The following is a 24124-nucleotide window of genomic DNA, read 5'->3' on the forward strand; positions in this document are numbered from 1 at the left end:
CGACGCCGGAGCAAGACGCGAGACGCCCGGGTGCATTGGTCAGGGTGTGGATCGCGGGACGGTGTCGGCGGCCGTCGCGCTCCAGACAGCCTGAGGTCTTTACCTCAACTTCCCTGCTCTTCGGCCCTGTTCGAGAGTTCTCCACCCGATTGGACGTAATCCGTCGCGATGGATCGCTCCTGCATCAACGTCCGTGGCAGATTCTGTGGCGCACGTCGGTGGCCCATCACCGGCGTCCGCCTCATGCCGCCGACGGCGGAGTAGGAGCAAGCCGCGAGACGCCCGGGTGCCACACGAAGCACTGTTCGGGCTGATCCTCTTCGGACGTTGGCAGTTGGACCGTACGGGGCGGGGACCGCCGAGACCCATCACGGGTGTCGGCCTACACCTCGCTGGCACGAGGCTTCGGCGCTCGGGCGCGTGTCACGCTCCCGAGGTGCGGGAACGTGTGCATTCGCCCGGCACGCCCGGGTGGAAGGAAGACACCATGGTCGCCAAACGACCTGACGGCATCTACCCGTACATCGGCACCGACACCTGGGCTCAGCGTCTGGCGGACGCTATCGAGAACACGTGCGAGGACCAGGACGTCGTACCGCCTCCCCGTCAGGCGATCGTCGAGGGTCTCGCCTCTGCTCTCCCGGACACCGAGATCAAGAACCTCGTGGCGTCGCCGCGCGGCAGGAAGGTGCTCAAGCCCACCGCCTACCGGGTAGTGCAGGCCGGCACCGACAAGGTTCTCCTGCTGATGTGCGACGTGCATGGCGCCGCGGTGGCCCCGTGGGATCTCAATGACCGTACCGTCGGCTGCTGGACGCCGCCGAGCCCGGAGGCCACTCAGCGCGTCAAGGAACTCGTCGCCGCCGAGATCACGCTGCGGGAAGCTGAGAAGGCTGCGAAGAGCGCCGAGAAGGAGCGGGAGGCCCGTCGGCGCGCGCCCGGCGATGAGACGTACTCTGCTGAAGCTCTCGCGGCAGCCACGCAGAAGCAGCTGGACGCCGTCCGGCGCGTCAAGGATCTCGCAAAGGAGCGGCAGGCCCTTCTTGCCGCTCTGGGCAACCGGCGGCCGCGGCCGGTGGTCCGTTCGGCGGAAGAGGGCGGTGAGCCGAAGGCGGCGCTCACGCTCGCCGAGCAGCCGTACGAGGTGGCCGTTCACGTGCAGCGGTACGCCGCCGACAGCCTGCAGCGCGCCGGGAAGACCCGCGGCTACGACCTGGTCGAGTCCCTCGTGGATGCCGGCCAGCTCTCCAAGGGCATGAACGTCCTTCAGCAGTGGCAGATCATCAATCCTGACGGGACGGTGTCCCGGATTTGGCGCATGGCCGCTGTGACCGGCAACAACAGGGCACTCGCGCGCCTCGACATCTTCGGTGTACGCCCGGAGCACCTGGTCACGGGGGTGCCTCAGTCCCTCCTGTCTCTGCCGAAGGAGAAGAGTGACCCCGCGCTGCGGCTGCTCAGTCTGCGGGAGGTCCTGAACCGGATCTCCACCCGGCTCAACGAGGCCGGCGCCAAGCCGGAGACGAGTCCGGAGGACTCCTCGGTCCGGGCAGGGAAGATCGCCACGGTGTCCACGGAGATCGTCATCGGCTGCAACAAGCCCGCGGAGCTGGAACATGTCCTGCGGGCGCTGAACGTCAACGATCACCTGCGCGGCATCCAGCCCTACGACGAGGATGCCCGCCTGGTCGCCCTGTTCGCGACGCTTGTCGACTCCTACGCCAAGCAGTCACTCCTCACGGCCGCACTCGCTGAGGCGTTCCCCAGTGCGCGGGGGGCGGATCTCCTTGATCTGCTGGGAGTGCGCGATGCTCTGACCGCCAACGGCCCACTCGACCCGCTGGAGCCGCTCGTCCCCGCGGGTGACGAGGCTTCTCCGGTCGTCCTGCGCGATATCGCCGTGCGGGCCATCACCGCGCTCGTGTTCCCGGAGATTCCCCCGGATGCCGGGCAAGGGACGGGCAAGCGCACCATTCGCGACACGGGGCGGTTCTGGCCGGTCGTGAAGGGAACGCTCCAGGAGTCGGCGTGGAGCCAGGTCACCGCGAAGACTGCCGGTGCCCGCACGCGTCTGTGGTCGGCAGCGGTCGCCCAGCTGTTCCTGCACCGCGGCAACATCCTTTCCGCGCTGGGCCTGTTCGGTGTTGCGGAGACCAAGGAGGGATCCGGACAGGACCCCAGGTCTCTCAAGGAACTGCTCCTGGGAGCGGAGGCCGGCGATACGACAGCATGGGCCGCTCTGGTCCAGCGGATGGCGCCGGCGCTCATGCACGCCCCGGAGCCTTTCATCACGCCCGGCCAGGGAAGCGAAGCCGGTGAGAGCCGCAAGGGGGTACGCCGGACCCCCAGCAGCTCCCTGGCTTCCCTGACGCTGGCGTACAGCTCGAAGAGCCCGGCTATCAGCCGGGCCCTCCTCCTCACATTCGCAAAGTCCGTCTTGGAGCACCCGGACGCCACACAGCCCCCCGTCGCAGAAGATGGCGGCCGTCTGGCCTGTTACGGCGAGCGCCACCGGGACGAAGAGGAGCAGACCGCGATCACCGCCGGGATGGTGATCGTCCCGGACACCGGAGGCCGGCCGACCGCGTACGTCGCTGACAAGGAGTGGTTCGACGAGACGTTCCCGGTGGAACTCGGCCGTCCGGTACACAATCCCGCTGGGAGCAGCGGTGCGGGCACCGGTATGCCGGTCCCGGAGAGCGATTCGGTCAGCAACACCACATCTCACGGAGAGGCGCCGCCCGACCCTCGCGAGCGGCTGAGCACCTTGCGTCGGGAGCTGCCTGCCCGTGTCGAGCTGGTAGGGGGCAGCTACCAGCGTGCGGTCGACTCCGCCCACACCCTGATGACGGACTTCGAGGAAGCACGCCGACTGCGCGCCCAGCTCGATGAGGAAGCACTGCCGGCTGAGCAGCGGATTGAGTGGATGGAGAAGCTGACGAAGGCCCGGGAGGCCGCACAGGCCAGCGTGACCACGCTCGGGCAGGTGGAGGCACTGATCCTGCAGATCTGACCAGTCATGTGCACTAGGACGGGTCCTCCAGAACAGCTGAGGGCCCGTTCCTCTTCCCCCGTCATCTTTTTCGCGGTCCTGCGCCGGCCTCCGGGCCCGGCATGACTGTTGCCCCCTGTTGAAGGCATAACGCACTGAGCAGGAGTGGGAGCCACTGCAGTGCCAGTTTGTGGGGCGGGCCGCCGCCCGGCGACGCCACCCTCACCGGATGACGCCACACCATGAGCACCGCAGAAGGGCGCTGAGGGACCGAGGTGGCGATACACCGGCCGCGCACCGCAGACGTTCCGCCAATGGTGCGCCCGTGGGCGTTCGCCGCCGGTACGGCTGATTGATCTGTTCAACTCGGCTGCGAGCAGCAGGGGCCGGGTGCTACTCGTTGCTCGACACATCGCGAGAACTAAGGCCACGGCATGATCATTCTGGACAGTTGCGTCATACGCAGCGTGAAGCTAGACAGCAGCGAGGCGGACGTGCTCCGCGCCATCGTGCGAACGAAGACCGAGCGCGTCGGCGCGCCGTGGATGGCCATCGAGGAACTCGCGGCCCACAAGGCCCTGGAGTACCTCGAGGCTCACAAGGTCGCGGCGAAGGCCCTCGAAACGTTGGAAGGCAAGAGCTACCAGACGGAGCCGAAGCTCGACGGCCCGGATGCGGAGGCTGTGCGAGAGAAGTGGCGCAAGGAGTACGCCAGTTTCCTCGAGATGCTCCCGACGAGCGACAGCGCCATCCGAGAAGGCATGTACCGGGAGGCCAACATTTTGCCGCCTGCTGGCACGAAGCAGGCCGGCGGCAACAAGAGGGTGAAGGTCGGCGCCCGGGACGTCGCCATTTGGCTCACGGCCATCGAGTACGCCCGGGCGAACCTGGACGAGACGGTCTACTTCGTCAGTAACGACCGGGACTTCCCCACGCGGCATGGCGGCTATCCCTCGCCCATGGATAGCGACGTCGCGGGGCTAGGCGACCGATTCGTGCACCTGACGAACCTCGACGATCTGCTGGAGACCGTCGCCCCCCAGGTCGACGTCGACGCGGCGGACGTGCACGGCCTCCTCGGGCTGCACACCGAGTACGTCACCGAGCGCGCTCGGGGTACCTGGAAGTCCAGCAGAGCCGTCACACCCTTCGACATCCGAACCCAGGAAGGCGAGGTGTTGTCGGCCAAGAGGTGGGTGTTCCCGGACAACGTTGAGGCGGAGCTCTTCGACGTCAGCGACATAAAGGCCTACCGGCTCGGTACGAACAGCTGGGTCGTGGCGACAGCTCGCTGGCAATTCGCCGGCCTGGCAGTTGCACCGGGCACGGTAGAGATGGGCGCGTGTGTCTGGGAGACCCGCATCCTCTTCCCTGCGCGGTCCGGAGACGAGCGCGCTCCACGGATTATCAAGGCCTACCGGGCGGTACCCGTCGAGGACGCGTCGGTCGTCGACTGGTCAAAACTGGTGAACTGGGATGTCCCGCAACGCGTCCTCAAGATCGCGGAGGCGGAAGGGCGCAAGCCGACCCTCGTCGAGATACTGACGAGCTTGGTCATGGCGCTCCAACCGCCAAAGCCGAACGATGAGGTGGGTATGGACCTAGTGTCGTACCAGCACTACCAGCAGGACGATGAGTCGTTCGACGGGGAGTGAGATGGGGCTCGGCCCGTGCCAGCGACCGGCCGCGCGCTACTAGCGCGAAACCTGCCAGTACCTCCTTCGCCGCCGATCTCGCGCCGTTGTCGACGATGTAGCGGATGCCGTCGACGATCTCCCGCCGGGGCCACTTCTCCGGATGACCGCCGGTCTCGGTCTGGCAGGCGAGGATGGGCAGCAGGGGCTCCAGAAGGGCCCATTCGGCGACGGAGGTGTCGGACGGGTAGCGACGGCGACGGGAGGCAGCGGGCATGGCGGGATCGGCAGCGGTGATCGGCAGGACGGGGACTATTTGGAGAGCTGCGCGAGGGTGGCGCGCACGCCGGTGAGCCGGGCGGTGGCGAGCTGAGCCCCTTCGTCGTCGGGGCAGCGGACCAGGTGCGGATCGAGCGTGCCCGTGATCACCCGGGTAAGGCGGCCAAGGATCTGCCGCAACTGGCGCTTGTCGTACTCGATCCAGTCCGCCGGGTCGTCGGAGAACATGAAACCGTCCCGTCGTGTCCATGCGATCGGCGTCAGGTTCTCCGCGGCGACGACGTCGCGCACGTGTTGGATCCCGCGGCCGACCTGTGAGCGGGTCAGGCGGGTGGCGGCCATGAGTTGATAGGTGTGCAGGCCGGCGGGGCATGTCCCCATCAGGGCGACGCGGACGAGGCCGCCGTAGTGCTCGGCCAGGGGCCGGGCCTCCCGGCGTCGCGGCATGGCCTACTCGCCTTTGAGCAGCTGGACCAGCTGCTCGTCCAGGGTGAACCCGCCGTTGTCGACGGCTCTTCGAGCCAGTCCGCCGCGGCGCGGACCCGGCCGATCTGCCGCCTGACGGTCTCGCGCTCGTCCTCGGTGAACTCCTGCCCGCGCAGCGGTGGGACCAGGCGACCGAGGGTGGCCACGAAGCCGTGGCAGGAGCCGACCAGGTCGAGGTATTCGATGGTGTGCTCGATGGCTCGGACAGCCGGGGTGCGTTCCCAGATTCGGTCACGGGTCTCGTTGGAGTTGTCGAACTGGGCGCGGTTGACGAGCATCCGGGTGGTGTCGTCCCACATCGTCTTCCGGGCAACGGCCGGGCGGCGCAGCAGGTCGGTGGTTATTTGTTGGGCGACGGTGTCGTCCCTGGTCAGCTCCGTGACGACCCGGACCTTTTCGGCTGGGGTGACGTGCTCGGTGACCGCCGGCCGCTTCAGCAGGTCTGTGGCGACCTGTGCGGCGACCTCGTCGTCCCGGGTCAGGCGGCCACGGACGGAGACCGCTCGTCTCGAAGGTCATCACAGTCTCCTGCGCCGTTGATCCGTCTACGTCCACTTGTCATTCGTGCCCAGGAAAAGAGCGCGCATGAGCGTCGACCTCACGGACAGACAGGAAGCAAGGTCGCGTGTTTGGTCCTGACGAGTGCTCCGTGCCGCGTCTGCTAAATGCTATTCGCCTGAGCGGCCTAGGCCGGTGCTGCGTCGCCCATACGGACGCTCTCCGGTGGAAAGGCCGACTTCGTCAGGGGAGGCTCGGAGACTGGGCGACTTTGGAGCAGGCACCATGGCGGAACGCGATCCCGAGCAAACTAGGAACACCTCGACCGGCGACGAGTGCCTAACCGAGCGAGATGTCGAGCTGGCACAGGAAACCGAGGTCCGGCTTGCTCTGGTGATGAATGGTGGGGTGAGCCTGGCAGTGTGGATGGGCGGTGTGACCCACGAGATTGATCTCCTGCGTCGGGCGTCGCGTGGCGACGACCTCAGCGCTGTCTGCGAGAATGACAAGCCGATTTTCAGGCTGTGGAAAAAAATAGCCGAGCAGCACAGGAAGACGGTTCGGGTTGATGTTATCGCAGGAACATCGGCCGGCGGTCTCAACGGCTTGCTTCTCGCTACCGCCATCGGCCGCAACACCTCCTTGCCTAACCTCCGGGACATGTGGCGCGACTCAGCCTCATTCAAGAGCTTGCTCCAACCAAGCGGCGCGAGAAGCGTGCTTAACGGCGACCAGCTTGAAAAGCACCTCCAGGATGCGCTGACCACTATTAAGGAGAAGCCGGTTCGTGGTCATCATGATCCGACGGTCACCCTGTTCATCACGGCCACAGCCCTCGACGGTGGGCTACGAAACCACGAAGACGGATTTGGCCAAGCCTTCGACGTACGAGACCACCGTCGGGTCTACCGCTTCAAGAATCAGCAGCAGTGGGACACATACGAACAGATCGCGGCGGAAGGCAGGTGGGGCTTCAAGCCCGAGTCGCCGCGCCATGACTTCGCCCCGAGCAATGAGGCGAAGCTTCTGCTGGCTGGACGAGCCACAGCCAGCTACCCAGTCGCGTTCGACCCGGTCTTCGAGAAGGAACTGGTGTCTCATCGGTGCCGACCCGAAAACACGCTTCGCGACGATGCACGCTGCCTCACCGACGGCGGAGTGCTCAACAACGCGCCTTTCGGACCTGTCCTAGAAGAGATCACCAAGCGGCGGGTCCACAAACGGCCTGTGGAACGTGTCCTCGCGTTCGTCGTCCCCACTGTCGGCAGTGAGGACACGGAAGGTCATTCCAACCAGGAGTGCTCTGAAATACCCCTCGCGACCGTGGTCGCGCAAGCAGTAAAGCACCCACAGGAATCAGACCTCCGGTCTGGTATCGAAGAGCTCCAGCTGAGGCTGCAAACCAGCATTAGAAGCAGCCGCGACGAGCTATTCAGGCAACTCGTCGACGGGACCCCTGCTTACAACGAGAGTCTGCACAACGCGGCATCAAGCCTTCTAGAGGAATACCGGAAAAGCCGGGCCACGGCCGTCCTCCTTGACGTGCTCAACAAGAGGCCGGGCCCAAATGTCCCTACTGTTCTCATAACACCATCACACATAGACACGCGAACCATCCCTGACATACTGGATCGCGCCCGCAGTTGGTTGCCGCCCCGAGGTTACGATCTCCAAGCCCCGGATATGACTGAGTGGCTCTTTGGTCTTACACCAGCTCAGAGGCTTTTGCAGGCCCTCGGTGAGTACCTGCACAACCGGCTACTGCCTCCGCCTGACCTATATGAGGGGCAGCCGCCAAAACCCGTTGTCCAAGGGCGGCTCGTACAAGCAGCCGGATGTATCAGTGACCAACTGCGCCGTGCAGTAAAGATCACGGAAATCGCCCTGGCCGACTTGGAAAGGGACGAAGTTGCGCCAGGTGAGGATGCCTGCCGGGCCGCAGCCAGGGTCGAGGCGAAGTTCGCCGCCCTCAACATCCCCACCGCACTTGGCGAGATCGTCCGAACGGCCGTCACCACGTTCAGCGCCGCAGTAGCACCGATAACGGGCAGCCAATGGAAGGCCTACGACGTTGTATCAGCCTTTCTCACAGTGGAGATCCTCACCGAGACGTTCGCTCCACCAGAGAAAATGGTCGGACAGCTGACGCCAAAATTTCAGTTCTTGCGCCTGGGCCCCGACTCAGTCGGTCCCCTGTTCACCAATCTCGACGGCGCACTGGGTAACCGGAAGCTATATGGGACCCGCTTCGTCCACTTTGGTGCTTTCATCGATGCACACTGGCGCCAGTCGGACTTCACTTGGGGACGGCTCGACGCGGTTCACCACCTGCTACCCATCCTGATGCCACGAAATACACCAGCAGACAACGAGCTACTCAAGAGGACTGAGGAGCGATTTCACAGAGCTATCCTCGCAGCAGAGGACGATCCCAACGACCCTCAAGCATCCGTCGACCGGATGCGCGAGCGCCTCGAAGTCCTGAGGGACGCAAAGGGAGGTCGTGATTTGCTGGATCGCGACAGGGCAGATGTCGACGCTCTCAAGACGACGTGCAAGGCTGCGCTCAAGCTTGTGACCAGTGGGCCCTGGCGAATAGTGGCCATGCTCGTGTGGATCCGAACCTGGGCTATCTGGCGCAGGAGGCAATCCGAATCACTCGGCAAAGCGGCGAAACGGGCAGCGGCACAGATCGGTCTGACTGGCATCCTGATATTTATCGTTGTGACCGTGCTGGTAGCCGCGTTGCATTTGGTGCTGTGGTTCCTCTGCCTGGTGGTCATTCTTTTCGTTACCGCCATCATCTGGAAAATTGCCACGCGATTCCAACGACGGCGCGGTCCTGCGCCCGCTAGCGAAGGTCGAGGACGGGAGGGGGGTGACCCAGAGCGAGACACGGTGTGATCTTGGTGATCTCGCGTAACTCAACTGTCGCATGTTGGCCTGTTGCCCGGCTCTGGGATTGCGGGACCTGTGCCGCCGGCTTGAGAGCCCGATGCGATACTGAGCCCGGAGTAGACGTCGAAACCGAATCTTCCGCGGAGCACCGTCCTTCCAGAAAATTCGCTGCGGGACCCTACATGAGACCCGCAGCGACTGCAGCCTTATACGAGCCACATGTACGGCACGCGGAGGCTCCTTGGGCCAAAAGGTCTGATACTTCTGCATCAGTGAGCACTCTGTGCGTGAGAGAAGTGAGGCAGCCTTCCAAATGTACCGTCCGCCGTTCCGCTCCGTTGTCGGCTGGGCGGCATCGTAGCCGCCACCTTAGAGAACCTTCCGGAATTTTCCCGATTGACAACAACCCTGCGTCTGCCTGACGTTCGCGCTGAATGATGAGCCGAAGTTGGTCAATCCTTTCCTGAAGCTTGACTTCTTGGCGCCGCAAATCCTCGACATCTACCCCATGCCTCATAAGCACGATGAATGAGTCGCGCTGAGACTCAGTCAGGAAGTCCAAATATGCCTCGGGAAGAGACCGAACTTCAAGCATTGCCCCGGGTGACCAGGTCAGAGCATCTCCACTAATTCCCACGTTGCCGTGGATAATGGTTGTGGTCGCATCCAGTTGAGGCTCAAAGCGGTCTTGGTTAACGGAGATAACGCGCCTTCCGGCCATCTCAACCATCGAGCCAGTCGCATCGAGCGGCTGGAATCTATCTAGGTCGACCAGAACATCAAGACCTGGCTGCCCTGAGCCGTCCGCGAAGAAGATTTCCTCGAGTAGATCAAGTACGGCCGCATGCGTCTCCATGCAAGGGAAGCGCCATAGCCTCCTCCCTTGGTCCCATCTACCGCGAAGATTCCTTGCATCAGTCACAAAATATGGATTCCACGGACAGGTCACCTCCAGAACGCCATCCGATGCTTGAGCGGTCACCCCTGTGGCACTCATGAACACCCCCGTCTCCCTTGTCGTCGTCACGGCACCTTCCTCAGTGCGCAGCGCGACACAGCGGCAGCCGTACACCCGGCTAGTAGCACCTCGGATTATGCACAGCTGTTCATGGTGGTCAAGCTGGATCCGCTGTTCGAGTCATGGAGTGGCCAATCCGAGCTCTCCGCCGAACCCGCAGCTGCACGCCTTCGGGATGCACATACGCCGACTCCGAGAGTCTCGGGGATTGAGCATGGAGGAACTTGCCGATAGAAGCGGCATGAGCTTCAGAGGCATCGCTTATATCGAGCACGGGCGCAGGAACCCGTCTTTGTTGTCCCTCCTACAGATTGCCGCCGGCCTCGGTATCACCCCTGGGCGCCTTCTGGAATTCGAACCTAGTCCTGAACATGGCAATGCCATGCCAAGCAGCAATTCCTGATCCGGTACGCGGCCGTTCGCCGCGTACCGGCAAGCAGCCTTCTGCGTAGAGACTGCGCTGCGGGGAGAGGGGCGTCATCACGCCGTCACGGAGCTAACAGCGCAAGCCACGTCCTGCCGGCCAGCAGGCCCCGGGAGCCCGGACTCGGCCCTCGACCTCACAGGTGGGGACCTCGGCCGCTGGCACGCGCCAGTTACCAAGTCCTTGCGGTTCCTCTCGAACGCACTGTCAGCCCTGCGTGAGACAGTGGGGTTCCAACTGACAGGACGGACGCGAGCGCAGGACGGATCCTGGTGCTTCGATCACTGGAGCTCGGACGCGGGGCCTTGAGAGATGCCCGAGGGTGCGGACGCTGAGCGCCAGGCTGCGCTTCGACACCTCTAGGCAGGGCTCCTCGACGAGCGGTTCCTCCAGTCGACCCGTTTGGTAGCCGCTCCCGTTGGTAGCGTTAAGCTCTAACTTTAACGTCCTTACTGATGTCGAGAGGATCACGGTGAGCGCCAAGCACCAAGAACTCGTTGGACTCATCTGGTCAGTTGCCGACCTTCTCCGCGGCGACTATCGGCAGTCGGAATATGGCAAAGTCATCTTGCCATTTACCGTTCTCAGACGCCTGGACTGCGTGGCACCCAAGCCCGAACCCGAGCTCCTTGCCGTGATAGACGAGTACGAAGAGATGGGGATTCAGCGCTACGAGCATCGCCTTGAAGAGAGGATGGGGTACCCGCTTTTCAAGAAGACCACAACAACGTATCAAGAGGCTGTAAAGGATGCTGAATCCATTGGAGAGAAGCTGCCACAATATGTGAAGAGCTTCTCCTCCAAGGCCGTTGAGATCCTGGAAAGTTACGATTTTCTAAGTCAGATCGCGCGTCTTGATGAGCTCGGCCTCTTGTATCAGGTGGCGCATAAGTTCGCTGAGATCGACCTGCACCCGAAGACAGTCGACAACCACCAGATGGGCTACATCTTCGAGGATTTGATTAGACGTTTCTCGGAGATTTCCAACGACACCGCAGGAGAACATTTCACTCCAAGGGAAGTCGTTCGGCTGATGGTCAACCTTCTTCTCGTTCCGGACGAGGAATCTCTGACAGGGGAAGATCAGCGAGACGGAGTCGTAAAGCGTATCTTCGACCCCGCCTGCGGGACCGGTGGCATGTTGGCCGAAGCGCACGACCAAATTTTGCGCATGAATCCCGATGCCACCATTACCGTGTACGGGCAGGAATTGAATCCTGAGTCGTATGCAATCTGCCTGTCTGACATGATCTTGAAGGGCCAGACGGCGGACAACATTAAGCTCGGCAACTCCATCAGTAACGATGAGCATCTCGGTAAGACTTTTGACTATATCCTCGCGAACCCGCCATTCGGGGTCGAATGGAAGAAAGTGAAAAGCTTCGTCGAGAAAGAGCAGAGAGAAGGATACGAGGGCCGTTTCGGAGCCGGTCTACCTCGAGTCAACGACGGTTCTCTTCTCTTTCTGCAGCACATGCTGCATAAGATGAAACCGGTCCGGGACGGCGGCAGCCGCATTGGCATCGTTTTCAACGGCTCTCCTCTCTTCAGCGGGGGAGCGGAATCTGGCGAGTCGAATATCCGGCGGTGGATTCTGGAGCACGACTGGCTGGAGGCTGTGGTCGCTCTGCCTGACCAGTTGTTCTACAATACAGGGATTGCGACCTATTTCTGGATCCTTACAAACCGCAAGGAGAATGCCAAGAAAGACAGAGTGATCCTATTTGACGCCCGAGATCACTCCGTAAAAATGCGCAGATCGCTCGGTGAAAAGCGCAAGCTCATCACAGAAGAGCAGATTGAGGAGCTGACTAAAGCCTACGAGTCAGCGCTTGAAGTATCGGTAGACCCGGCACATCCGATGCGTGACAAAATCAAAGTGGTCGGGCGCGCTGAGTTCGGTTATCAACGCATCACAATCGAACGTCCGCTAAGGTTGATCTTCGAGGTTCGAGACAGTTCCGTAGATGAACTTGCGCATGTCAAATCGTTGGCCGGCTATGAGCCTTCCAAAACTCTATTCAATGCGCTTCGAGCGCTGATCGGGTCGGGTCCTTTTGGGAAAAAGGTAGAATTTGCTGGTGTGCTGGCGGAGACACTTAACAACGCTGGCCTCGGTAAGTTGCCAAAGAGCGTTGAGAAGGCCGTGTGGGGTGCAGTATCTCGCCCGGACCCTAAGGGCGAGATACAGCGTGACCGCATGGGTAGTATTCTCCCGGATCCGGATTTGCGCGAGTTCGACAATATTCCTCTCGGTGCAGATGCTCATGAGTACCTACAGCGCGAGGTGCATCCCCTCAGCCCTGACGCCTGGATCGACCACGAGAAGACCAAGATTGGATACGAAATTCCGTTCACACGGTATTTCTTTGAATTCAAGGCGATGCGTTCCGTGGACGAGATCGACGCCGACTTGAGGCAAGTGGAGGATGAGATCCAACTGCTCCTGAAGGAGATCGCCCCGTGAGTTGGCGAACTACTTCACTTCGAGCTGTAGCCGAAATCTCCCTAGGGCGTCAGCGTGCACCTGAGCATGCCGAGGGCCGGGATCTGGTGCCGTACCTTCGGGCGGCTAACGTTTTGGACGGCCATCTCGACTTGCGTGATGTGAAACGCATGAACTTTACGCGGTCAGAACAAAAGTTGTACTCCCTTCGTCCCGGCGATGTGCTGGTGACAGAAGGAAGTGGGAGTATCAATTCCGTAGGCGCTGCCGCTGTATGGCAAGGCGAAATCGAAGGCACCGTGTGTTTTCAGAACACGCTCCTTCGGTTGCGTCCTCGCCGGGAAGTAGATGGACGCTTCCTCGGCTGGTGGGCTCGTGCTGCCTTTGCGTCAAAGATCTTTGCCTCTATCGCATCAGGCGCGAGCATCAATCACCTAAGTGCCGACCGCGTGCGGTCGTTGCCCTTCTCATTCCCTGCCGTCGAGGAACAAGTCAGGATTTCCGACTTCCTCGATAGGGAAACTCAGCGCATCGACCGAATGATCTTGCTTCGCCGTCATCAACAGGAGCTTCTTGCCGAGAGAGAGGCGTCTCGAGTTTCGGCCGCGGTCCGTGGAGCGCGGATACCGGGGAAACGAGGGAACAGCAGGCTTGACTGGCTTGGAGACGTTCCTGCTTCTTGGAACGTTGCGCCGGTTTCTTCTCAGTTCGACGTCAAACTCGGTAAGCAGTTGAACCCCGGCCGCGTCGACGGAAGCCACCTGAAGCCCTATCTTCGCAATGTAAACGTGCAGTGGGATGCCATTGACACAAAAGACTTGCTGTACATGAACTTCCCTCCGAACGAGCGCGCCCGCTATGAGGTGCGCCCAGGCGATCTCCTTATTTGTGAAGGAGGTGAACCGGGGCGAGCAGCGATCTGGCCGGGCGGGTTGGATGAAGTCTATTATCAGAAAGCTCTGCATAGGGCCAGATCGCGCGGAAGAAGCCTGACGAGGTGGCTCTTCTACTGCCTCCGTGCCGCCGCCGCTGCGGATGTGTTCACGTCCGCGGGAACCACGACGACAATTTCCCATTTGACTGGTGAGCAGCTCAACTCGCAGCGATTTCCTTTTCCGGAAGCGTCTATTCAAAGTCAGATTGTCAAGGAACTCGATGAAGCCGCCGATAGTGATCGCAGGCTGCTGGCTCTGCTACGGAAGCAAGTGGTGCTCCTCCAGGAACGCCGGCAGGCAGTGATTAGTGCTGCTATGAACGGCGACATTGATCCGTCCTCCGCTGGCCGTCATCGGACATCAGTTCGGAGCGTATAACCCTGATCGAAGGGTCGGGCTGGCCGAAGGGCGCCCCGAACGGGCTCGCCTGCACGGCCTGCGGCACTGCTGCCACCTGCTGCTCTGGTCGATCTTGGGGTCGTTGTCAGTGGCGGGGGGTATAACCATGACTGAGGTCTTCGAGGGGCGAGACCAGGGCGGGGACACAGGGGGAGCAGGTGGCAGACATCATCCAGCAGGGTGTACAGGGGCGAGACCACACGGTCCGTGAGCTTTTCGGCAAGCAGTACGTCCTGGAGTACTACCAGCGTGAGTACACGTGGGAGCGCCGCCACGTTGTTGAGCTTGTCAATGACCTCGCAAGCGCATTTCTGCGCGACTGGCAGCCGGACCATGATCGTCTGCAGTACGTGAACTACCGCCCCTATTTTCTTGGTCCGTTCGTCTGCCACCCCACGGGAGTGAAGAAGAACCTCGTAGATGGCCAGCAGCGCTTCACTACACTCCACCTGCTGCTTATCCATATCGAGAGACTTCTAATCGAGCAGGGTGATATCGACACCGCGAATATGGTCGGCGGTCTCATTCGCCGGTACGCTGGTGGACAACATCATTACACTATTGATGTTGAAGAGCGCCGAGAATGCCTTGAGGCTCTAAGGGCGGGTCGCGACTATGATCCAACTGGTACCACGGTCTCGGTTCAGAACCTCTGGCATCGAGCTCAAGATATTGCCGGGGCTCTCCCGGAGGCATTGCGAGACGAATGTCTTCCTATTTTCGCAGACTGGCTGGCTGACCGAGTCTCGTTCGTGGAGATTTCCGCAGCAGACCGTGATCTGGGCTGGGAAATCTTTGAGACGATGAACGACCGAGGCGCCCGCCTCACGTCGTTGGACTTGTTGAAAAGCTTTCTATTGTCCAGAGCCGGTCGAGAGCAGGCTCAGCTCGATGTCGTTTGGCGGAAGATGCTAAGCGATCTCAGTGAGTTCGACGACCGGCAGGTTCCTACGGACTTCTTTGAGACGCTGCTGCTCGCGCGTTACGCTGCTGCTGACGGAAGCGAGAGCGAAGAGATCTCCCGAGCCTTCCATGAATGGGTTAGGAAGAGTCCTGATCGTGTCGGCCTAAAATTCCAAGGCCAAGACTATTGTGACTTCGTGCGCAACGTCGTCGTGCCGAGCTCTGGGCAATATTGCCAGCTTCTGAAAGCTGCTAAGTCCCGGAAGCTAGGACTGGAGGAGGTTTTTTACAATGCGGCCAACGGAATTGACGCGCAGTACCTCCTGATTATGGCTGCAGTACGGGAGGATGACGCTCAGAATGACTTCCAGCAGAAGGCCAAACTCCTTGCATCCTACCTCGATCTGGTGTTCATCGTACGGACAGTCAACAACGACGGTGCCGTTCAGTCGCAGGACTTCCTAACTGAGGTATACCGGCTGCTCCCTGTTGTCCGAGAAGCGTCATCTGTGGATGAACTCCGCAAGCTTCTTGGGAGGGAGGCGGCTGCTTTGCCCAGCTTCTCTGCCGTGAGGAAGCTTAGCCTTCACAACAACCGGCGCCAGATCCGGTATTTGCTGGCCCGAATCACTGCTTTTGTTGAGGCTGAGTGTGGCCGGCCCGACCTCGCTGATGCGTACATCGGTCGGGGCATCGACGGTCTTGAGACCCCGTGGGAAATTGAACATATCTGGGCCAATAAATACAGCCTGCACATCCAGACTGGTGTAGCCAATGAACGCGACTTCCAGGCCGCTAGGAACCGAGTTGGCGCTCTCCTTCTACTCGACAAATCAGACAATGCCAGCTTCGGGGCTGATCGGTACGTTGATAAGCTTCCCATCTACTTCAGTCAAAACCTACTTGCCGCGTCACTCAACCCGGCATGCTATAAGCGTAAGCCTAAGTTTCGGAAGTTTCGGGAGAAGTATGGACTCGAGGAGCTTTTTTCTCCCTTCCCCGGCAACTTCGATACCCACGCTATTGATTCCAGGGCCGAGCTGTATCAACGTCTCAGTGAGTTGATCTGGGATGCCGAGAGTCTCGGATTTCTTAAGGTCAAGACCCTTCAGCAAGGTGCGGGCAAGACCGCTCAACGGAGAAAGACTCATTACGGCATTCAGGTTTCTGACCTGATGCGGTCGGGTCTCGTTACTGAAGGTACGACCTTGCACGGAGAGTTGAAGCGTACTGGCCAGAAATTCCGGGCCACCGTTCAGCCCAAGGGGCGGATTCGAGTCGAGAGTGGAGAGGAGTTTGGCTCTCTCTCCGGCGCTGGGGCGGCAGTGCAAGGTCTGGGTTCTTGTGCGGGCTGGGATTTCTGGCACATCATCGATGCTCAGGGTGAACGGGTCAGTATGGCGTCGATTCGAAAAATCGCCATCGCCCAAGGGCTCTTGGAGCAAACCGAGAAGTCGTCCCGTGAGGGAGGTCAATCTCTCCCAGTGGAACCGCTGCCAGATCTGGGTAGCCAGTTGGAGACGTTCAATCAGAAACATGAGACGGTGCTGATCGAAGCCGATCTGGCCCCGTTGATTCGCCTCCCAATGGCCAGTGCGAAGATAAAGGCCGCTGCGCACCGTACAGACCTGGAAAACTTTGCTGATGTTTTCGATCGCGCCTTCCAGGCCGGGGTTGAAGATTGGGCAATGGCGAATCCCGCTTTCCTTAAGAAGTTCATGGATGAGGAAGAATTTCGAAGTGAACTAACGGGGATTTCCCGTAGTTACGCTTACGTATTGCTTCGGCGTGGGTAAGGTCTTGGCGTACGCACAGCAACATACGAGGCTCCCACCACAACCGGGTCGGGCGTCGGAGCGATGTACTCGGCGACTGCCGGGCGGCACCAGGCGGTGACGGCCAGGGTGCGGCTGGCCCGACCGCAGGGATCGGGTCGGCGTTCTCGGCCTGGTCCTGATCACTCACGCAGCCGACCTTCCGCCAGCATGTCCAGGAGATGTCAGTCCCCGCCGTTGCCGAGGCCCTCGGTTACCACCAGGTCACCACGGCTCACCTCGCGTCTGAGGCCGGGACCTGGAGCCGATACGCCTCCGGCGGCCACTCGCAGTCATTCAGCAGTGAACACGACGGTGAATTGGCGACAGTTGAATAGGAGAACCCACCAGTACCGAGGCCGGAGCTGTCCGACACCCCGGAAGGCACTTCCGTCCCCGCGTGCGCGGCGCTGGACCTTGGTGCGTGGGTCGCCGACGAGCTCGTGACGTCACGTACCTGTACGCGACGCGTTCCCGCAGTTCAGATCCCACCCCGACACATCGTCGGTCGCTAAATCTGACGAGACCCCCGAGTTCGGCAGCCGGGTCCTCGACGCCCTGCGGCAGCCGCTCGAGGCGGGGTATGTGGTGATCGCGCGCAGCGCGGGCGTCGTGCGGTTCCCGGCGAGGTTCCTCATGGTGCTCGCGGCCAACCCGTGCCCGTGCGGGCGGTTCTCGCTGCGCGACGCCCTGTGCGACTGTTCGCCCTCCGCGGTGCGCCGCTACCAGGCGCGGCTCTCCGGGCCGCTGCTCGACCGGGTCGACCTGCGGGTGGAGGTCGACCCGGTCAGCCGGGCCGAGCTCGCGCACCGCGGGCCCGGAGGCGAGTCCACGAGGACCGTCGCCGACCGGGTGCGGGCCGCCCGGGAGCGCGCGGCGGCCCGGCTGGCGGGCACCCCGTGGCGGACCAACTCCGAAGTGCCGGGCCGTGAGCTGCGCCATCGCTGGCACGCGGCGGTCGGCGCGATGGACGAGGCGGAGCGGAACCTGGAACGGGGGACGCTGACCGCCCGCGGGCTCGACCGTGTGCTGCGGGTCGCCTGGACCGTCGCCGACCTGGTCGGCCACGACCGGCCGGACGCGACGGACGTGGCGTTGGCCCTGCAACTGCGCACGGGGGTGCCCCGCGGGGTGCCGATGGCCATCGGGGCCCTCACGTGAACGGCGGCGCCCGGGCCGACGACCGGCTGGCCCGGGTCTTCCTCGGCCGGGTCGTCGAGCCCGGCGACGAGGTCGGCGGTCAGTGGGTGCGCGAGCGCGGTGCGAGGGAGGTGGTGCGGCGGCTGTGCGCGGACGGGGAGCCGCTGCCGGGAGTGACCGCACGGCGCTGGGCCGGGCTCCAGGCACGCGCCGAGCGGGCCGATCCGGAGCGGGACCTGGCCCTCGCGGAGGAGGCCGGGGTGCGGTTCGTGTGCCCGGGCGACGCGGAGTGGCCCGGGACGCTGGAGGAGCTCGGGGACGCCCGGCCGCTGGGGCTCTGGGTGCGCGGGCGGCCCAGCCTGCGGATGTGGGCGCTGCGCTCGGTGGCCGTCGTCGGTGCCCGCGCCTGCACCGAGTACGGCGCCCACATGGCGGCCTCCCTCGCCTGCGGCCTCGCCGAACGCGGCTGGGTGGTCGTGTCCGGCGGCGCCTACGGGGTCGACGGCGCCGCCCACCGGGGCGCCCTCGGCGCGGGCGGCGCCACCGTCGCCGTCCTTGCCTGCGGGGTCGAACGGCCCTATCCGCGGGGTCACACGCAGTTGATCAGCAGGATCGCCGAACAGGGTCTGGTGATCGGGGAGTTGCCGCCGGGCGAGCACCCGACGCCGAGCCGGTTCATCCTGCGCAACCGGGTGATCGCCGCGCTCACCCGGGGCACGGTCGTCGTGGAGGCCGCCTACCGCAGTGGCTCGCTGGTCACCGCCCGGGCGGCACAGCGGTTGGGGCGGCACACCATAGGAGTGCCGGGCCCGGCCACCAGCGGCCTCTCCGCAGGGGTGCACGAACTGCTGCGGGAGGAGGCCGTGCTGGTCACCGACGCCGCGGAAGTCGTCGAGCTGGTCGGTGACATGGGCGAACTGGCGCCCGCCCGGCGCGGGCCGGCGCTGCCGCGCGACCTCCTCGAGCCGGGCGCCCGGCGGGTGCTGGCCGCGCTCCCGGCGCGCCGGACCGCGGCGGTCGACGAGATCGCCCGAGAGGCCCGGACGACGCCGGACGACGCGATCGCGAGGCTGTACGAGCTCAGAGCGCTCGGATACGTCGAACGACACGGCGACGGCTGGAAGTTGACACGCCAGGCGATGGTCTCCGTTCGAGGGGATCGGCCTCCGTGTTGACCCGGGGGTTCGGCCGTCCGGGGGAACACCGAAAGCCTTGCGGAATCCGGTAGTTGACGCGACCTCGTGATGACGACCGCGATCGACCTGCCCCGGGAGGGCGCTCAGCGGAACGTATCTGCGCACCGGTCCGGCCACGACCTTCGCGCACCGCGACGCCGCAGTCACGCTACGCTCACGAGGATTCCGTCACAGACCGGCACCACTGCACCACCTGATAGCACCTTCACCCACCCCGACGCACTTCACGGCAGAACGGCACAAGGCGACGAATGCCTCAGCACACCTCCGGGTCCGACCGGGCGGCGATCCCCCCAGCCGCCCGTGACGGTGGCAGCGTGCGGCCGCCCGCCCCCTCGACGCTCGACGAGCTGTGGCGCTCGTACAAGGCGACGGGCGACGAGCGGCTGCGGGAGCAGTTGATCCTGCACTACTCGCCGCTGGTGAAGTACGTGGCGGGAAGGGTGAGCGTCGGCCTGCCGCCCAACGTGGAGCAGGCCGACTTCGTGTCCTCCGGGGTCTTCGGGCTGATCGACGCGATCGAGAAGTTCGACGTCGACCGGGAGATCAAGTTCGAGACGTACGCGATCACCCGCATCCGCGGCGCGATGATCGACGAGCTGCGGGCGCTGGACTGGATCCCGAGGTCGGTCCGGCAGAAGGCGCGCAACGTGGAGCGGGCCTACGCCACGCTGGAGGCGCGACTGCGGCGGACCCCCTCGGAGTGCGAGGTCGCGGCCGAACTGGGCATCGCCGTCGAGGAACTGCACGCCGTCTTCAGCCAGTTGTCGCTGGCGAACGTGGTGGCGCTGGAGGAGCTGCTGCACGTCGGCGGCGAGGGCGGCGACCGGTTGAGCCTGATGGACACGCTCGAGGACACGGCCGCCGACAACCCGGTGGAGGTGGCCGAGGACCGGGAGCTCAGGCGGTTCCTCGCCCGGGCGATCAACACGCTGCCCGACCGGGAGAAGACGGTCGTCACCCTCTACTACTACGAGGGGCTGACGCTCGCCGAGATCGGGAACGTGCTGGGGGTGACCGAGAGCAGGGTCAGTCAGATCCACACCAAGTCGGTGCTCCAGTTGCGGGCCAAACTGGCGAGCTTCGGTCGCTGACCTGCCCGTAGCCGGTGCTGCGGGCGCAGTCACTCCCGTCGGGCGTGGCGCGTCCGTAAAGTGGACGACGTGCCAAGGATTCGAGCGGCCTCCGTGGCCGAGCACCGGTCGATGCAGCGTGCCGCCCTGCTGGACGCGGCACGCTCCCTGTTGTCCGAGGGCGGGACGGAAGCGCTGACGTTCCCGGCCCTCGCCGAGCGGACGGGTCTCGCGCGCTCGTCCGTGTACGAGTACTTCCGGTCGCGCGCCGCGGTGGTCGAGGAACTGTGCGAGGTCGACTTCCCGGTGTGGACGGCGGAGGTCGAGGCGGCGATGACCGCGGCCGACGGCGCCGAGGCCAAGGTCGAGGCGTATGTGCGACGGCAGCTCGCCCTGGTCGGAGACCGGCGGCACCGGGCCGTCGTGGCGATCTCGGCCAGCGAGCTGGACGCCGGGGCCCGGGAGAAGATCCGGGCCGCGCACGGCGGCCTCGTGGCGATGATCGGAGACGCGCTGGCCGAGCTGGGCCATGCGGAGCCCCGGCTGGCGGCGATGCTGCTGCAGGGCGTCGTGGACGCGGCGGTACGGCGGATCGAGCTGGGCGCGGCGGAGGACCCCTCGGCGATCACGGAGGCCGCGGTCGGCATGGTCCTGCGAGGAGTCCGCGGCTGAACCTCGCCTTGCGGCCTTGCGGCCTTGCGGCCTTGCGGCCTTGCGGCCGAGCCGCCCCGGCGTCCGAAGGCCGGCGCCGACCTCGGCGGGGCGGGGGTGGCGGGGTGGCGGGGCATCCCCGCCGGGTCATGGAAGGGGGACGCCCAGGACCGGCAGGAGTCTGGAGGGGGCCGTGCGCCGCAGCCACGGCGGCAGCAGGGACAACGGGTCGAGGTAGGTCTCGCCGCGCCGCAGCCCCCAGTGCAGACAGCTGCGCGCGCAGTGCCGGCCCGTCGGCTCCACCGTCCCGACGACCTGGCCGGGGCTCACCTGGTCACCCTCGCGCACCGACGCCCGCACGGGCTCGTACGTCGTGCGCAGCGGCGGCAGGCCGGTGGCCGTCAGCTCCACCGAGACGACGCCCCGGCCCGCCACCCGGCCGGCGAAGGACACCCGTCCGGCCGCCACCGCCCGTACCGGTGCGCCCGGCGGGGCCGCCAGGTCGACGCCTCGATGGCCGCGGGCGTACGGCGTCGCCGGGGGTTCCCAGCCACGCACCACCGGCGGACGCGTGCCCACCGGCCACGTCCGGCCGATCGCCGGGACGGGAGGCACCTCACCGCCGGGCTCGGCCTCACCGGCGGGCTTGCCCTCATCACCGGCCTCGGCCGTGTCGGGGCCAGGGGGCCGGGACGCCGACGGCGGGGCCGCTGAGACAGGCGGACCCGTCGGGGCGGACGGGCTCGGCGGGCTCGGCGGACTCGGCGGACTCGGCAGGGTCGGCAGGGTGGAGGGGACAGACGCGCCCGGCGAGGCCGGCGGGTCTGGTGGGGCGGACGGGTGCGGCAGGGCGGACTGGCGCTGTGGGTCGGACGAGCCGGGTGGGGCGGGTGGGCCTGCCCACGCCGTGGACGTCAGCGCCATGATCGACAGGAGCAGCGCCGGGCCGCCGAGGCATCGCTTCGCATACATGACCGAACCGTCCCGCATCCCGCCGATCACGGCTGTGGCCTGTGGACGGTGCGCCGCTTGTGGACAACGGCGTCACCCGGCACCCCGCGGGTCCCGTACACTTCTTCTGGCGATCCGGGTCACCGGGTCGACTTCGCACGCCCCAATATCGGGGGCCCGGCCACGGTCGGTCTTCCGGTATCCGCGCCCCTCGGTCCTTCGTGGCTCGGCGCATCGCGGGCGTCAGGCGCGGGAGCCGTCCGGTTCCCGCGGCACAACCGAGAAACCCAAGGAGAACGGCCATGGCCGTCGTCACGATGCGGGAGCTGCTGGAAAGCGGCGTCCACTTCGGTCACCAGACCCGTCGCTGGAACCCGAAGATGAAGCGCTTCATCTTCACCGAGCGCAACGGCATCTACATCATCGACCTGCTCCAGTCGCTGTCGTACATCGACCGCGCCTACGAGTTCGTCAAGGAGACCGTCGCCCACGGCGGCACGGTCATGTTCGTCGGCACGAAGAAGCAGGCGCAGGAGGCCATCGCCGAGCAGGCCACCCGCGTCGGCATGCCCTACGTCAACCAGCGCTGGCTGGGCGGCATGCTCACCAACTTCTCGACCGTCTACAAGCGCCTGCAGCGCCTCAAGGAGCTCGAGCTCATCGACTTCGAGGACGTCGCCGCCTCGGGTCTGACGAAGAAGGAGCTCCTGGTCCTCTCGCGTGAGAAGGCCAAGCTCGAGAAGACCCTCGGTGGTATCCGCGAGATGTCCAAGGTCCCCAGCGCCGTCTGGATCGTGGACACCAAGAAGGAGCACATCGCGGTCGGTGAGGCCCGGAAGCTCAACATTCCGGTCGTCGCCATCCTCGACACCAACTGCGACCCCGACGAGGTCGACTACAAGATCCCGGGCAACGACGACGCGATCCGCTCCGTCACCCTGCTCACCCGCGTGATCGCCGACGCCGTCGCCGAGGGCCTCATCTCCCGTTCCGGCGTCGCCACCGGCGACAAGGGCGACAAGGCCGCCGGCGAGCCGCTGGCCGCGTGGGAGCGCGACCTGCTCGAGGGCGAGAAGAAGGCCGACGCCGAGAAGGCGGACGAGGCTGCCGAGAAGCCGGCCGAGGCCGCTGCTGACGAGGCTCCGGCCGCCGAGGCCCCCGCCGCCGAGGCTGCCGCCGACGAGGCTCCCGCCGCCGAGGCCGCTCCCGCCGCCGAGGCCGCTCCGGCCGCCGAGGGCGAGCAGGCCTGAGTCAGGCCGTGAGCCGTACGGTCGCCACGCGGTCCGTACGGTCGTAGGGCGAAGTGACGGCGGGAGGCACCGGGAGTGCCGCCCGCCGTTCACCCACAGCCCGCTGATCTTCGTAGATCTTCGAGACTTCGAACTCCGAGAGAGATTCACAGAATCATGGCGAACTACACCGCCGCCGACGTCAAGAAGCTCCGTGAGCTCACCGGCGCCGGCATGATGGACTGCAAGAAGGCGCTGGACGAGGCCGAGGGCAACGTCGACAAGGCCGTCGAGGCGCTCCGCATCAAGGGCCAGAAGGGTGTCGCCAAGCGCGAGGGCCGCTCCGCCGAGAACGGCGCCGTGGTCTCCGTCATCGCCGACGACAACTCCTCCGGCGTCATCGTCGAGCTGAAGTGCGAGACCGACTTCGTCGCCAAGGGCGACAAGTTCCAGGCCGTTGCCAACGCGATCGCCGAGCACGTGGCGAAGACCGCCCCGGCCGACATCGCGGCGCTGCTCGGCTCCGAGATCGAGCCTGGCAAGACCGTCCAGGCGTTCGTGGACGAGGCCAACGCCAACCTCGGCGAGAAGATCGTGCTGGACCGCTTCGCGCAGTTCACCGACGGCTACGTCACCGCGTACATGCACCGCACGATGCCCGACCTGCCCCCGCAGATCGGTGTCCTCGTCGAGCTGGACAAGCCGAACGCGGAGATCGCCAAGGGCGTCGCCCAGCACATCGCCGCCTTCGCGCCGAAGTACCTCTCCAAGGAGGACGTGCCGGCCGAGGTCGTCGAGTCCGAGCGCCGCGTCGCCGAGGAGACCACCCGCGCCGAGGGCAAGCCCGAGGCCGCCCTGCCGAAGATCGTCGAGGGTCGCCTCAACGGCTTCTTCAAGGACGCCACGCTGCTCGGCCAGCCGTACGCGCTGGACAACAAGAAGTCCGTCCAGAAGGTTCTGGACGAGGCCGGTGTCACCCTGAAGCGCTTCTCGCGCATCAAGGTCGGCATCTGAGTCCGTACCGCGATCGACGCGTCGGCCCGATAGGGTCGGGTGCAGTCGTCCGGTACGCCGTCACGCGCACGCGTGGCGGACGACAGCAGATCTGACGAGGAGGCCATTGCCGCGCATGGGATGCGAACGACACCCCACCGGCAG

15 protein-coding genes and 1 pseudogene are annotated in these 24124 nt (G+C 64.5%); 13 read left to right on the forward strand and 3 right to left on the reverse strand.

The genetic code is table 11. The annotated features are described in order from the left end of the window. The first annotated feature begins 487 nt into the window (after nucleotides 1-487). Together QF032_RS27870 and QF032_RS27875 are read left to right on the forward strand one after the other, a co-directional pair. A complete protein-coding gene (locus QF032_RS27870) occupies nucleotides 488-3013 on the forward strand; it encodes a hypothetical protein (protein WP_307057893.1) in 2526 nt (841 codons plus the stop codon). A 413-nt stretch (nucleotides 3014-3426) separates the two neighbouring features. Beyond that, nucleotides 3427-4647, forward strand: coding sequence for a PIN domain-containing protein (locus tag QF032_RS27875; RefSeq protein ID WP_307057895.1), 1221 nt, complete (start codon nucleotides 3427-3429; stop codon nucleotides 4645-4647). A gap of 291 nt (nucleotides 4648-4938) precedes the next feature. Here QF032_RS27875 and QF032_RS27880 read toward each other — a convergent pair whose 3' ends face one another. Together QF032_RS27880 and QF032_RS27885 are read right to left on the reverse strand one after the other, a co-directional pair. After that, on the reverse strand, nucleotides 4939-5352 hold the full coding sequence (locus QF032_RS27880; RefSeq protein WP_307057897.1) for a hypothetical protein: 414 nt from the start codon (nucleotides 5350-5352) through the stop codon (nucleotides 4939-4941). Then, the gene (locus tag QF032_RS27885; protein WP_307060397.1) at nucleotides 5286-5873 is read right to left on the reverse strand and encodes a DUF6192 family protein; all 588 of its coding nucleotides are present in this window, start codon (nucleotides 5871-5873) and stop codon (nucleotides 5286-5288) included. Before QF032_RS27885 ends, QF032_RS27880 begins: the two co-directional genes overlap by 67 nt. Nucleotides 5874-6174: 301 nt before the next feature. On the opposite strand from QF032_RS27885, the gene QF032_RS27890 reads away from it, so the two are divergent. The 9 genes and pseudogenes from QF032_RS27890 (at nucleotide 6175) to QF032_RS27930 (ending at nucleotide 20807) form a co-directional block, all read left to right on the forward strand. After that, nucleotides 6175-8793 carry a patatin-like protein gene (locus QF032_RS27890; RefSeq protein ID WP_307057898.1) on the forward strand — a complete coding sequence of 873 codons (2619 nt, stop codon included), beginning with the start codon at nucleotides 6175-6177 and terminating at the stop codon, nucleotides 8791-8793. Nucleotides 8794-9980: 1187 nt separating this feature from the next. Beyond that, nucleotides 9981-10208 carry a helix-turn-helix domain-containing protein gene (locus tag QF032_RS27895; protein WP_307060398.1) on the forward strand — a complete coding sequence of 76 codons (228 nt, stop codon included), beginning with the start codon at nucleotides 9981-9983 and terminating at the stop codon, nucleotides 10206-10208. A 493-nt stretch (nucleotides 10209-10701) separates the two neighbouring features. Next, nucleotides 10702-12696, forward strand: coding sequence for a type I restriction-modification system subunit M (locus QF032_RS27900; RefSeq protein ID WP_307057900.1), 1995 nt, complete (start codon nucleotides 10702-10704; stop codon nucleotides 12694-12696). Beyond that, entirely contained in the window at nucleotides 12693-13988 is a 1296-nt protein-coding gene (locus QF032_RS27905) for a restriction endonuclease subunit S (protein WP_307057902.1), read from the forward strand. The genes QF032_RS27900 and QF032_RS27905 overlap by 4 nt, the downstream gene beginning before the upstream one ends. A gap of 179 nt (nucleotides 13989-14167) precedes the next feature. Continuing rightward, on the forward strand, nucleotides 14168-16708 hold the full coding sequence (locus tag QF032_RS27910) for a GmrSD restriction endonuclease domain-containing protein (protein WP_307057904.1): 2541 nt from the start codon (nucleotides 14168-14170) through the stop codon (nucleotides 16706-16708). 537 nt (nucleotides 16709-17245) lie between these two features. After that, nucleotides 17246-17887: pseudogene (locus QF032_RS27915) on the forward strand (ATP-binding protein); the annotation flags it as partial. Beyond that, nucleotides 17884-19041, forward strand: coding sequence for a DNA-processing protein DprA (gene dprA, locus QF032_RS27920; protein ID WP_307046232.1), 1158 nt, complete (start codon nucleotides 17884-17886; stop codon nucleotides 19039-19041). The pseudogene QF032_RS27915 and the gene dprA, both read left to right, overlap by 4 nt. 272 nt (nucleotides 19042-19313) lie before the next feature. Next, a complete protein-coding gene (gene whiG / locus QF032_RS27925) occupies nucleotides 19314-20156 on the forward strand; it encodes an RNA polymerase sigma factor WhiG (protein WP_306949076.1) in 843 nt (280 codons plus the stop codon). 93 nt (nucleotides 20157-20249) lie between these two features. Then, on the forward strand, nucleotides 20250-20807 hold the full coding sequence (locus QF032_RS27930) for a TetR/AcrR family transcriptional regulator (protein ID WP_307050342.1): 558 nt from the start codon (nucleotides 20250-20252) through the stop codon (nucleotides 20805-20807). A 126-nt stretch (nucleotides 20808-20933) separates the two neighbouring features. Here QF032_RS27930 and QF032_RS27935 read toward each other — a convergent pair whose 3' ends face one another. Beyond that, a complete protein-coding gene (locus tag QF032_RS27935; protein ID WP_373430495.1) occupies nucleotides 20934-21563 on the reverse strand; it encodes a M23 family metallopeptidase in 630 nt (209 codons plus the stop codon). 476 nt (nucleotides 21564-22039) lie between these two features. On the opposite strand from QF032_RS27935, the gene rpsB reads away from it, so the two are divergent. Both rpsB and tsf read left to right on the forward strand, forming a co-directional pair. After that, on the forward strand, nucleotides 22040-22987 hold the full coding sequence (gene rpsB, locus QF032_RS27940) for a 30S ribosomal protein S2 (protein WP_307046236.1): 948 nt from the start codon (nucleotides 22040-22042) through the stop codon (nucleotides 22985-22987). Between the two features lie 156 nt (nucleotides 22988-23143). After that, nucleotides 23144-23980: a translation elongation factor Ts gene (gene tsf / locus QF032_RS27945; protein WP_306949074.1), complete on the forward strand. Its 837-nt coding sequence runs from the start codon at nucleotides 23144-23146 to the stop codon at nucleotides 23978-23980. Nucleotides 23981-24124 lie beyond the last annotated feature (144 nt).

The sequence above is a fragment of the Streptomyces achromogenes genome (assembly GCF_030816715.1).
Taxonomy (GTDB): Bacteria; Actinomycetota; Actinomycetes; order Streptomycetales; family Streptomycetaceae; genus Streptomyces; species Streptomyces achromogenes_A.